Source organism: Shewanella glacialipiscicola (assembly GCF_023283485.1).
Classification (GTDB): Bacteria; Pseudomonadota; Gammaproteobacteria; order Enterobacterales; family Shewanellaceae; genus Shewanella; species Shewanella glacialipiscicola.
In genome coordinates this window covers 58,277-71,337 of record NZ_JAKILU010000015.1, presented here as the reverse complement: position 1 = coordinate 71,337, position 13,061 = coordinate 58,277, and the positions used below count along the sequence as shown (strand labels likewise).

7 protein-coding genes are annotated in these 13,061 nt (G+C 43.0%); 5 read left to right on the top strand and 2 right to left on the bottom strand.

Going from position 1 to position 13,061, the window contains the following annotated elements:
- Window positions 1–44 precede the first annotated feature (44 nt).
- Window positions 45–2,936 (top strand): TonB-dependent receptor domain-containing protein, encoded by a 2,892-nt coding sequence (locus tag L2717_RS12395; protein WP_220774935.1) that lies wholly within the window; start codon window positions 45–47, stop codon window positions 2,934–2,936.
- Window positions 2,937–3,215: 279 nt separating this feature from the next.
- On the opposite strand, the gene focA is transcribed toward L2717_RS12395, so the two are convergent.
- Window positions 3,216–4,211 (bottom strand): formate transporter FocA, encoded by a 996-nt coding sequence (gene focA, locus L2717_RS12390; protein WP_220774936.1) that lies wholly within the window; start codon window positions 4,209–4,211, stop codon window positions 3,216–3,218.
- Between the two features lie 1,206 nt (window positions 4,212–5,417).
- Here focA and pflB point away from each other — a divergent pair.
- Window positions 5,418–7,700 (top strand): formate C-acetyltransferase, encoded by a 2,283-nt coding sequence (gene pflB / locus L2717_RS12385; RefSeq protein WP_220774910.1) that lies wholly within the window; start codon window positions 5,418–5,420, stop codon window positions 7,698–7,700.
- Between the two features lie 64 nt (window positions 7,701–7,764).
- Window positions 7,765–8,505: a pyruvate formate lyase 1-activating protein gene (gene pflA, locus L2717_RS12380; protein ID WP_220774911.1), complete on the top strand. Its 741-nt coding sequence runs from the start codon at window positions 7,765–7,767 to the stop codon at window positions 8,503–8,505.
- A 34-nt stretch (window positions 8,506–8,539) separates the two neighbouring features.
- On the opposite strand, the gene yfbV is transcribed toward pflA, so the two are convergent.
- Window positions 8,540–8,983 (bottom strand): terminus macrodomain insulation protein YfbV, encoded by a 444-nt coding sequence (yfbV, locus tag L2717_RS12375; RefSeq protein WP_220774912.1) that lies wholly within the window; start codon window positions 8,981–8,983, stop codon window positions 8,540–8,542.
- Between the two features lie 159 nt (window positions 8,984–9,142).
- Here yfbV and ackA point away from each other — a divergent pair, with 159 nt between their 5' ends.
- Both ackA and pta read left to right on the top strand, forming a co-directional pair.
- Window positions 9,143–10,342 (top strand): acetate kinase, encoded by a 1,200-nt coding sequence (gene ackA / locus L2717_RS12370; RefSeq protein ID WP_248938063.1) that lies wholly within the window; start codon window positions 9,143–9,145, stop codon window positions 10,340–10,342.
- A 107-nt stretch (window positions 10,343–10,449) separates the two neighbouring features.
- On the top strand, window positions 10,450–12,603 hold the full coding sequence (gene pta / locus L2717_RS12365; protein ID WP_220775093.1) for a phosphate acetyltransferase: 2,154 nt from the start codon (window positions 10,450–10,452) through the stop codon (window positions 12,601–12,603).
- The last annotated feature ends 458 nt before the right edge of the window (window positions 12,604–13,061 follow it).

The following is a 13,061-nucleotide window of genomic DNA, read 5'->3' as shown; positions in this document are numbered from 1 at the left end:
ATTAAAAAATCAAACGATGTAAGTATAAAGGTAATAAAACATACATGAATCCTACATTAGCAAAAGCAGCTCACTTTGCATTAATGGCTAACGCAGCAACTGCCGCTTTATCAACTTTTTCGGTATTTGCTGCTGAAAATGAGACGAATTTTGAACGTATCGAAGTAACGGGTTCTCGTATTATTAGAGAGGGAGCCATGGCGCCAACACCCGTCACGGTTATCACTGGCGATGAATTACTATCAACGGGTGTCACCAATATTGGTGAAGCGTTAAATCAATTGCCTGCACTGGGTAGCACGTTTTCTTTAGCCAATTCTGGACGTTTTATTGGTATTTCAGGATTAAACCTTTTAGACCTAAGAAGTATGGGCACCGACAGAACGCTGGTACTGGTCAATGGTAAACGTCATGTTGCCAGCTCTGCTGGAACCGCTTCTGTTGATATCAATACCATACCCAGTGTTTGGGTTGATAAGGTTGAAGTCATTACTGGTGGCGCATCGGCGATTTATGGTGCAGACGCCGTAACTGGTGTCGTCAATTTTATTCTAAAAAAGGACATTGAAGGACTCGATGTGTCTGCCACTAAAGGTTGGGCTGACGATAATCCACATGCTAAAGATCGCTTATCATTATCTTACGGGACCCATTTTGACCAAGAACGCGGTAATGCTGCTTTTGCGGTTGAATACAGTGCTCAAAATCAATTAGAAGCATTTGATCGAGATCAAACCTTAACGTCATTTACGAGCTTTAAAAATACCCATCGTCCAATAGGGCCCGATGGCAAGCCAATCGATTCTAACCACCCATCGGATCCTGATAAATATTACACACCTAATAGTGGCCCTTTTGTCATTAGTAATGCGGGAACATTCTTTTTAGATGGTTGGAAAACCTTTAATGCCGATGGTTCATTACGTGATGTGTATTCTGGTCCTAACGTTGACGGTATTAACTGTGTCGACTGTGATTATCTGAATATTAATCAATTTGTTGAGCTACAACCGGAATTTAAACGTTATAACATTAACTTCAAATCAGATTACCAATTCAACGACACGATAAACGCCTATTTCGAAGCGAAATATGTCAATAGTCAATCGACCAATGAAAGGCAGCCTGCACTTTTCTTTGGCAAAGTGAGCGATCCTCTCAAAAATAACGATATCAAAATCGATAATGCCTTCATTAGCCCAGAACTCATCGCATTAATGAAAGCCAATAAAGATGCCAAAGGTAATCCTGCACCACTCGATACTCTTAATATCCATCGTTTTATGACAGACCTCGGCCAACGAATAGAAGACGATACCCGTGAAACCCAGCGCTATGTAATGGGCCTTGAAGGCTTAGTTTTTGAGGACTGGGATTACGATGTTTATGGCATTTATGGTCAAACGGATTTGGAACGAGTCAATAAAAATAACCTCGTACTCGCCAACTACCAACATGCATTAGACTCAATCACTGTCGATGGTAATGCGGTATGCCGTGATGAAAATGCCAGAGCGGCAGGTTGTGTTGCCTTAGATATTTTTGGTTTTGGCAAACCAAGCCAAGCGGCGATTGATTACGTTAACACCACTTCAACAGGAAACTCAGTTATTAAACAAACGGTTTTTGGCGGCTCTGTAACAAACTCAGCTCTATTTGAACTGCCTGCAGGAGCCGTGGGGTTTTCAACGGGAGTAGAATATCGTAAAGAAGAAAGTGAAATTTTTGAACCTACAAATGCACAAGGGACCTTCTTTAATGTTCTAGGTGAAGATAAAGGGGCTTTTGATGTCAAAGAATTCTTCGTAGAAATGAGCCTGCCCTTACTAACTGATTTACCGATGATCCGTCAACTTGATATAGAGTTTGCAGTCCGCTTTGCAGATTACAGCACTATCGGTAACGCAACCACTTGGAAAACCGGTCTAAACTGGCAAGTCAATGATGAACTGCGTGTCCGTTCAACTTACTCAGAAGCCATTAGAGCACCGAATATCAGTGAGTTATATGGCGCCACGAGTCAAAATTTTATCAAAGTTAATGATTCATGCAAAACCCAATACTTAAACGACTTAAATAATCCAGGCGTTCGTAAAGCCAACTGTGCAGCATTAGGTATCCCAGCAGATTTTAACTCTGATTACGACTCACTAAGAATTGAAGGTGTGGGTAGCGGTAATCGCGATTTAGATCCAGAGGAATCAAACAGTTACACTATCGGATTTGCTTATCAGCCTAGTTTAATTGATGGCTTATCTATCACGACTGACTACTGGGATATCGCTATTGATAACGCTATCTCCTCGGTCAGTGCACAAAATATTATCGACCGCTGTGTTGATTCAACCTCAGGCATTAATAACGAGTACTGCGCATTACTCATACGCAATCCAACGACTCATGAAATATCCTCCATCAAGCTGTCATCGCTCAATATCGCCGCTTTAGAAGCCGCAGGCATTGACTTTGATGTCGGTTATCACTTTGAGGCATTAAAAGGTGATTTTCGGACCAACTTAATTGCCACCCGTTTACTCAAGCGTAAAAACTATTCTTTTCAAGATGATCCTGATGACTTTGAAGAATTAGCGGGAACATTAGGTTACGCAAAGTGGCAAGCTAACTGGTCATTGAATTATGCCATTGAGCAATGGAGCGCTAACTGGAGAACCCGTTTTATTGAAGGTGTAAGTCTCTACACGGATAAAGAACTGGCTCTTAATGCTAACCCAAGCAGTAATTTAGAATATGATGACTATTTCATCAGTGATATCTCTATTGCCTATGCTTTTGACTCAGGTGTGACGCTCAAATTAGGTGTCGATAACCTATTCGACCGTGATTTACCCTACGGAACAACCGGTACAAGCGCAGGAGCTGCGGTATACGACAATGTAGGCAGATTCTTCCACACCACAGCAAGCTTTAAATTTTAATCTACGTTTGTAACTTAAACGAACACGAAAAACGGCATTCTAAGATGCCGTTTTTTATTAAAAAGTATTCAATATTTCCTATGAAAAATAGATTTAGCATCATTCTAAAACACCACTCAACTCGATCGCTTTATGCTTATACAATATCCATTTATCGACAACATTAACCATTATCACTTTTTACACTGCACTGGTATAAAACATCAATTTGCTAAAAAAATTAAAATGCCCAACTTTATGCTGGGCATTTATTATTACTCTACCGAGTGGCTTAAAAAACTACGAATGCTTAGTTAATTTACGCTCAGTCGAATGCTGAGGTATTTCATCCTGAGTATAAGATGCTGATACCTTGTCATAGTGAGCTTTATGCGGCTCAGCTAAGGTTGTTTTACATTGCTCTATCCACCAATAACCTAAGCCTACAACCACACCGCCACCAACAATATTCCCGAGCGTAACAGGTATCAGATTATTGAATACAAAGTTAGCCACAGTTAAATCAGCAAACTGCTCTTGAGTGACACCTAAGGATGCAAAAAACTCAGGGCTGGCGATAGCTTGAATCATCATCCCCATGGGTACCATAAACATGTTCGCGATACTGTGTTCAAAACCACTGCTGACAAACATAGCTACAGGTAAAATTAACAGTAACGATTTAGCCAACATGTCACGGCTCGCGAATGTCATCCACACACCAAAACAAACTAACATATTGCATAAGATACCCAGGCTAAATGCTTGGATCCATGAGTGATGTAATTTATGTTGCGCCACTTTAAGCGCATTTAATCCCCAATTGCCACCATCGAGCTCATACATACCCGCAGCGGTGATTAAACCCACCATTAACATGGCGCCGATAAAATTACCGGCATAGACACGACACCAACATTTAAGTAATTCAGTCCCAGTCACTTGTTTTTGTGCCCAAGCAACAGTACTAAGTACAGAACTGGTGAACAATTCTCCACCGCAAACAACCACTAAGATTAAGCCTAAACTAAAAGCGATTCCCCCCACAAGACGCACTAAACCCCAAGGTGCATCACCAGATCCAGTGGTCACCGTTAGGTAAAATACAAAAGCTAAGGCAATAAATGCACCTGCAAATATCGCTAAACCAAAGGATTGTATCGGTGCTTTCGTCACTTTGCTTTTAGCGTAAATTTCTGCTTGGTTGTAACAACTTGCAGGAGTAGAAGACTGCGGCGCATCATGTGCGCTGTTTGCCACCGTTGGCACTCCTGGTGATGAATTAGGGCTTTTCATAGCATGACTCCAACTTTGGATAAACAAACTCGAATGAATAGCATGTGTATCTCCTGCGGCGCGATTGCGCGGATCACATGAATCATTATTCTAATAATTTGGCCGTAATAATCGCTTAAACCATGTGCTTAAATAATGATTCACTAAAGTCTCGCTTTGTACCATACAACGCCTTTAGGCTGTGAAGCCGATATTGTGAAAGCGTGATGTTATTCACACCTAAAATGTGAGTTCTTTGAAGCGCAAGACAATAAAGGTTAATTGGTCTTACCAATGCCAAGCTATTTTCAAACAAACCCATCACACTATAAAGCGTGTACATAAGTTAAGTTTTACCTGTTTTATTGAACATTCAAATTTACGCTTATAGTGAGAACTCAACGCAATTGACTTCAATCCCTACGGAGGGTCGTCAAATCATCCACGACTTAGCAAAAGTACCGTTAAAGATAAGGGGGGATTAACTGGGGCATATTGGCGGCTTAAACTAGGAAAGATAAATAGTTAACGATTGAATTTTATAGATTATAACGCATGCTAACTCGTAAACGAGCAATGATATTTCAATATATTGATTAACTAACCAATCACTAAAAGCGCAGCACTGCAACATCAATATTCCCTAAAAATGCTTAATAACCTGCTAATTTCACACAATCGACTCAATGCATAATTGCAGGATCGGGTAATCACTCTATCCAATCAAAAATCAACCTATACGAGGATAGATTTATCCTCAATAAAAAGAGACATTAGATTACAGTAATCTGTGCGTGTTGAATTTAAACCCTGCACAATTCGAATGTCACAGTACGTTAAAAAGCGTGCTGTAATCCTTATAGTGGCCAATAAATGTTACCTAGCTAACAAATTTAGGATTAACCAACCACAAACTATTCCCTTTAAGATGTGATAGTCGGTGACCTATGCTAACATGCGTATGGGCAATTGGTCTTACCAATTAAAAAGAATCATCGGTAACCGATAGTAGCAGTAAGCGAATCTTTGTCATCTTATCGGGTATCAATAGACAGACTGTTGAAATGGCGGCGTTTATAAAGTAACACGCACTTCACAATCCAGTTCCCATCATAGGGCGTCATCATGAAGGGAGCTTTATTTCAGGAATTAGCTATTGGCTTATACTCAGCATCGCTTCACGCTGATCGCCAGTAACCTTTATCTTAACCAGAAGGTATTAGTACGATGACCGAAAAAACTGAACTGTTTGCCAACGCATGGGAAGGCTTTACTCCTGGCGATTGGAAATCTGAAGTCAATGTCCGCGACTTTATCCAACAAAACTACACTCCGTTTGAAGGTAATGAATCATTCCTCGCCGGTGCCACTGACGCAACCACAAAATTGTGGGACAAAGTCATGGACGGTATCAAGCAGGAAAACCGTACCCACGCGCCTGTTGATTTCGATACTAAGATGGTCTCTACCATCACCTCTCACGACGCTGGCTACATCAACAAAGAATTAGAAACTATCGTTGGCTTACAAACAGATGCGCCGCTAAAACGCGCTATGTTGCCTAACGGTGGTATTCGTATGGTGGAAAGCTCATGCGCTGCCTACGACCGCGTGCTAGATGAAGACGTTAAATACATCTATTCAGAACTGCGTAAAACCCATAACCAAGGCGTGTTCGATGTTTACACCCCTGAAATTATGGCTTGCCGTAAATCCGGTATTCTTACCGGTTTACCCGATGCCTACGGCCGTGGCCGTATCATTGGTGACTATCGCCGCGTGGCGCTTTACGGTATCGATTATTTAATGAAAGATAAGTTTGCCCAATTTGGTTCACTGCAAGCGCAGTTTGAAGCAGGTGAAGAATTATCTAACGTGATCCAATTACGTGAAGAAATTGCCGAGCAACACCGTGCTTTGGGCCAAATGAAAAAAATGGCCGCTAAATATGGCTGTGATATTTCACTCCCAGCAACCACTGCACAAGAAGCGATCCAATGGACTTACTTCGGCTATTTAGCCGCAGTGAAGAGCCAAAATGGCGCAGCGATGTCATTAGGCCGTACCTCTTCATTCCTCGATATTTATATTGAACGCGATCTGAAAAATGGCACCTTAACTGAGCAACAAGCTCAGGAAATGATTGACCATTTCGTGATGAAATTACGTATGGTGCGTTTCCTACGTACTCCAGAATACGATGAATTATTCTCTGGCGACCCAATTTGGGCGACAGAATCTATCGGCGGCATGGGCTTAGATGGCCGTACGTTAGTGACTAAATCAAGCTTCCGTTTCTTGAACACCCTTTACACTATGGGTCCAAGTCCAGAGCCAAACATCACCGTATTGTGGTCAAAACAACTCCCAGTTGGTTTCAAAGAGTATTGCGCCAAGGTATCTATCGACACTAGCTCAATCCAATACGAAAACGATGACTTAATGCGTCCAGACTTCCAATCAGACGATTATGCTATCGCCTGTTGTGTAAGCCCGATGGTTGTGGGTAAACACATGCAGTTCTTCGGTGCCCGCGCTAACTTAGCCAAAACCATGCTGTATGCCATTAACGGCGGTATGGACGAAAAGCTGAAAATCCAAATTGCACCTAAAGCCGATATGATCACCGATGAAGTGCTTAACTTTGATGACGTGATGAATCGTTTAGATGGCCTAATGGATTGGTTAGCAACGCAATATGTCACAGCACTGAACTCAATCCACTACATGCACGACAAGTACTCTTACGAAGCGGCCCTAATGGCGCTACACGACAGAGACGTTCGTCGCACTATGGCTTGTGGTATTGCGGGTTTATCTATCGCAGCCGACTCACTGTCAGCCATCAAATTCGCTACCGTAAAACCGGTTCGTGATGAAAATGGTATTGCAGTCGATTTCGACATCAGTGGTGACTATCCAAAATTTGGTAACAACGACCCACGTGTTGATGATATCGCCTGTGACTTAGTTGAACGTTTTATGGCGAAAATTCGTGACCGTAAAATGTATCGCAATGCGATCCCAACACAGTCGATTCTGACTATCACCTCAAACGTAGTTTATGGTAAGAAAACCGGTAACACACCAGATGGTCGTCGTTCAGGTGCGCCATTTGCACCGGGTGCAAACCCCATGCATGGACGTGATGAAAATGGTGCAATCGCCTCATTAACCTCAGTCGCTAAACTACCGTTTGCCCACGCTCAAGACGGTATCTCTTATACCTTCTCAATCGTGCCAAACGCGCTGGGTAAAGAGGATGATGCTCGCCGGACCAACTTAGCGGCATTGATGGACGGATACTTCGACCACAATGACAAAAAAGAAGGCGGCCAACACTTAAACGTCAACGTGATGAACCGTGAAATGCTTGAAGATGCCATTAAGCATCCAGAAAAGTATCCACAACTGACCATACGTGTTTCTGGTTATGCAGTGCGTTTCAACTCACTCACACCAGAACAGCAGCAAGATGTGATCACGCGTACATTTACTAAAGGTCTATAAGCTAAATTAGGCAGGGCTATAGTAAACTAATGCTATAGCCTACTTAATTAAAACAGGAGTCACAATGGCAGTTATTGGTCGAGTCCATTCGGTGGAATCCTTTGGCACAGTCGATGGTCCAGGCATACGGTTCATAACCTTTATGCAAGGCTGTTTAATGCGCTGCCAGTATTGCCACAACCGTGACACTTGGGATCTTGATGGCGGTAAAGAAGTTAGAGTCGATGAGCTCATGAGCCAAATCATCAGCTATCGACCTTTTCTTGATGCCAGCAATGGCGGCGTGACTGCCAGCGGAGGTGAAGCCATTTTACAGGCCGAATTCGTTGCTGAATTATTCGCAGCCTGCAAAAAAGAAGGGATCCATACCTGTTTAGACACTAATGGTTTTGTGCGTAAGTACACGCCAGTGATTGATGAGTTACTCGATAACACAGACTTAGTACTACTGGACATCAAACATATGAATGATGACAAGCATATTGAGTTAACCAAAGTCAGTAACCACAGAACGCTGGAATTTGCGCAATACTTGGCAAAACGTAATCAACCAACTTGGATACGCTATGTGGTATTAGATGGCTTTACCAATGATGAAGCATCGGCATTACAACTGGCAGAGTTTATCAAACCGATGAAAAACATTGAAAAGGTAGAGTTACTACCCTATCACGAATTAGGTAAACACAAGTGGGAAGCCATGGGTGAGCGCTACCAACTCGATGGAGTATCGCCTCCGAGTCGAGAAACCATGGAAAAAATCAAAGCGGTATTTGTAAAACAAGGGATTAACGCGATTTATTAATTGACGATGACAAAATAGCTCATATGGATAAGGCTTAAAGCTCTTCCCAATAACTGCTATCTAAACGTTCAAAGGCTATTTTTAAAATCAGTGCCATATCAAGATAACAGGCCTTAGCACCTAAGGTTTGGCAATTGATCCCCATGGAAGACAACTTAGCACTGAGCTGGTTGCTCCAGTCGAACAATGATAACGGTAGAGGATGGCGCGCACGCCAGCCTAACCACAATAAGCCCTGTAACGGCAGGCTAACAAAGAATAAACCGAGCGTAGCCGCTTGGGGCAGAAATGCCCAACCATGGATATATAGCTGGCTTATGCTCACAAAAATCGCCAGTACTGGCATGACTAGTATGGCTAACTGAGTGGCTCGGACAACCCGATACTCAGGGAAATAAAAACCCAGTTGTCTAGCCATGGGCCAAGTCTTCATATAGCGATGACCGTCCCCTAAAGTTTTGAGAATTTTGATACTCAATGCTTAATACTCAACGTTAGACACCTACAACAATTAATTGGAACACTGCTTTACCATAGCACAATCTGGCAAATCGCCCCAGACCGTTACGGTAAAAAACACTGCAGATCCTGACTTTTTTGAATCGTTATTTTAAATACAATAGCAAAGGGTTTACACATGTCTAATAAACTGGTTTTAGTTCTCAATTGCGGTAGCTCTTCTCTCAAATTTGCAGTCATTGACGCACAAACAGGTGACGATAAAATATCCGGATTAGCTGAATGTTTTGGCTTAGAAAACTCTCGTATTAAATGGAAAATCGACGGCGAAAAACACGAAGCTGCCTTAGGTGCATTTACAGCTCACCGTGAAGCGGTTGAATACATTGTTAATAAAATTCTTGCAGAGCAACCAGAATTAGCCGCAAAAATTCAAGCAGTTGGCCATCGTATCGTTCACGGCGGCGAAAAATTTACGCGCTCTATGATCATTGATGAAAGCGTGATTAAAGGTATCGAAGATTGTGCCTCATTAGCACCACTGCACAATCCTGCTCACCTCATTGGCATCCGCGCAGCTATTGCCTCTTTCCCTAAATTGCCACAGGTTGCAGTATTTGATACCGCTTTTCACCAAAGCATGCCAGACCACGCCTATATTTACGCCCTTCCCTACAAATTGTATCGCGAGCACGGCATCCGTCGTTATGGCATGCATGGCACCAGCCATTTATTTGTCAGCCGTGAAGCAGCAAAAATGCTCCATAAGCCTATCGAAGATACTAACGTTATCTGTGCTCACTTAGGCAACGGCGCATCAGTAACAGCGATTAAAGGCGGCAAAAGTGTTGACACTTCTATGGGCTTAACCCCATTAGAAGGTTTGGTTATGGGCACACGCTGTGGCGATATAGACCCTTCAATTATCTATCATTTAGTACATCAACTGGGTTACACCCTAGAAGAAGTCAATAACCTGATGAACAAGCAAAGTGGTCTGCTAGGTATTTCTGAGCTGACTAACGATTGCCGCGGCATCGAAGAAGGTTACGCTGACGGCCATAAAGGTGCGACATTAGCCTTAGAAATCTTCTGTTACCGTTTAGCCAAATACATTGCCTCTTATACTGTGCCACTTGGGCGTTTAGATGCCGTAGTGTTCACAGGTGGTATTGGTGAAAACTCAGATTTAATTCGTGAAAAAGTATTAAACATGCTGGAAATATTTAATTTCCATATCGATAGCGAACGTAACAAAGCGGCCCGTTTTGGCAAGAAAGGCATTATTACTCAAGATAAAGGCACGATTGCCATGGTGATCCCAACAAATGAAGAATGGGTTATCGCTGAAGATTCAATTAAACTAATCAATCAATAAAATAGAGCTAAGCCTTATAATTCATACGGCTTAGCGCTTAACTCATGTATTCATAAGCTAATTTGCAGAAACTATTCTGCCCAAAAACGTCGAAACTAGAGGTTTTTATGTCTCGTAATATTATGTTAATTCCCATTGGTATAGGCGTAGGCCTAACTTCTTTAAGCCTTGGGATGGTTCGCGCATTGGAGCGCCACGGGGTTAAGGTTCAGTTTTTTAAACCCATTTCCCAGCTTAGACCTAACGATATCGGCCCTGAACGCTCAACCACTATTCTCAGTAAATCGCCGACGGTTAATCCGCTAGAACCCTTTGACATGGCTCATGCGGAGGCCTTAATTCGTGCCGACCAAACCGACGTATTAATGGAACAAATCATTGCCCGTGCAGCCGATTGCGCCAGTAATACTGAAACATTAATTGTCGAAGGTTTAGTGCCAACCCGTAACCATCCCTTTGCTGACGATGTGAACTATGCCATCGCCAAAGCCATGGATGCCGATGTCATTTTTATTGCAACACCGGGTAACGATACTTCAACAGAGTTAATGAATCGCCTCGAAATTGCCTATAACTCTTGGGGTGGAAAAAACAACAAACGCCTGATTGGCGCTATAATCAACAAGATTGGCGCACCGGTTGATGAAGAAGGTCGCACTCGCCCTGACTTATCTGAAGTCTTTGATAGTCAAGGCATGCAATACACAGATAGCACCAGTATGTTTCAACTGCCTGGTAAAAGCCCACTGCGTATCTTAGGTAGCGTGCCGTACAATCTTGATCTGGTCGCACCGCGCGCCTCTGATCTAGCCAAACATTTAAGTGCACGCATTCTTAATGCCGGTGAAATGCATACCCGCCGCCTGCGTAAAGTGACGTTCTGTGCGCGCAGCATCCCTAATATGGTCACCCATATTAAAACGGATTCATTACTTGTCACCTCGGGCGATCGCTCCGATGTCATAGTATCTGCCTGCCTTGCAGCCATGAATGGCGTCAAGATTGGCGCTCTGCTGCTAACGGGTAGTTATGAGCCAGAGCCTGAAATTCTTAAACTGTGTGAGCAAGCCTTTGAAACTGGCTTACCAGTCTTTTTAATTGACAGTAACACTTGGCAAACATCGCTTAATATTCAACGTTTTGATCACGAAGTACCTGTTGATGATGCGGTACGTGTCGATCTCGTGCAGGATTATGTTGCCAGCCACATTGATCAAACATGGATTGAAAGCGTTACCAAAAATTTACCCCGTGAGCACCGCCTATCGCCACCAGCTTTTCGCTATAAACTCACCGAACTTGCACGCGCAGCCCACAAGACTGTAGTACTGCCAGAAGGTGATGAGCCGCGTACTATTAAAGCAGCGGCAATTTGCGCCGAACGTGGTATTGCTCGCTGTGTGCTTTTAGGTAAAAAAGATGAAATCTTACGTATCGCCGCACAGCAAGATGTGGTGTTAGGTGAAGGCGTTATTATTATCGACCCAGAAGAAGTACGCGACCGTTACGTAGAGCCTATGTTAGAACTGCGTCGTAGCAAAGGCTTGACTGAAGTCGTTGCCAGGGAGCAATTAGAAGACAATATGGTGCTTGGCACTATGATGCTAGCTCAAGACGAAGTCGACGGGATTGTTTCTGGCGCAGTTAACACCACGGCCAATACTATTCGTCCACCGCTGCAATTGATCAAAACAGCGCCGGGTTCAAGCTTAGTCTCATCTATCTTCTTTATGTTAATGCCAGACCAAGTACTCGTTTACGGTGACTGTGCGATTAACCCCGATCCCACCGCGGAGCAACTTGCCGATATTGCTATCCAATCGGCAGAATCAGCTAAAGCGTTCGGTATCGAGCCAAGAGTCGCGATGATCAGTTACTCAACGGGTAACTCTGGCACAGGTTCTGATGTCGATAAAGTACGGGAAGCGACTCGTATCGCTAAAGAAAAACGCCCAGATCTTATCATTGATGGTCCATTGCAATATGATGCGGCAGTTATGCCAAATGTTGCCCGCTCTAAGGCGCCGAATAGCCCAGTCGCTGGTCAAGCTACTGTTTTCGTATTCCCAGACCTCAACACTGGTAACACGACTTATAAAGCCGTACAGCGAAGCGCTGACTTAATCAGTATTGGTCCTATGCTGCAAGGCATGCGTAAACCCGTGAACGATTTGTCGCGCGGTGCGCTAGTCGATGATATTGTCTACACTATCGCCTTAACCGCGATACAAGCAGCGCAAAACGATGCCGCCAAAGGCTAAAACTGCTCAATATTGATAGCAAAAACTGACTAAAAGCACTGGTTAATACCCGTGCTTTTTTTATATTTACGTTTAGCGTTAACACCCCGCACAAATGCGTAAATGGCATAACAGATAAACCTAGAGAGTAAATATTGGAGATAAAAATGCGAGAGTAATTAGAAGAAGTAACATGTACAAGGTAAGTGAACTTAGAAAAATATCCACAACTGAATGGGAGTTTACGCGACAATAGTAAATGCGTCACTTTTTAACCAGCATATAAAGCAAGACAATATCAGTAACTTACAAAGTATCACTGAAGTCTTCAACATAGTTTTCCACAGTTTTTGTGGATAACCTTTTTAAACCGTTCCTTACTATATGCCACAGCTATAATGCTTGAGTCAACTGATTTCCTCATCGATAGGCAATGAGTACAACACTTGTACATTCAAGCTAAAATCGCGATACTCAAA

What these genes read in the sequence shown, in the direction of transcription:
- L2717_RS12395 (WP_220774935.1), top strand. Translation starts at nt 45, where the DNA reads ATGAATCCTACATTAGCAAAAGCAGCTCACTTTGCATTAATGGCTAAC.
- focA (WP_220774936.1), bottom strand. Translation starts at nt 4,211, where the DNA reads ATGAAAAGCCCTAATTCATCACCAGGAGTGCCAACGGTGGCAAACAGC.
- pflB (WP_220774910.1), top strand. Translation starts at nt 5,418, where the DNA reads ATGACCGAAAAAACTGAACTGTTTGCCAACGCATGGGAAGGCTTTACT.
- pflA (WP_220774911.1), top strand. Translation starts at nt 7,765, where the DNA reads ATGGCAGTTATTGGTCGAGTCCATTCGGTGGAATCCTTTGGCACAGTC.
- ackA (WP_248938063.1), top strand. Translation starts at nt 9,143, where the DNA reads ATGTCTAATAAACTGGTTTTAGTTCTCAATTGCGGTAGCTCTTCTCTC.
- pta (WP_220775093.1), top strand. Translation starts at nt 10,450, where the DNA reads ATGTCTCGTAATATTATGTTAATTCCCATTGGTATAGGCGTAGGCCTA.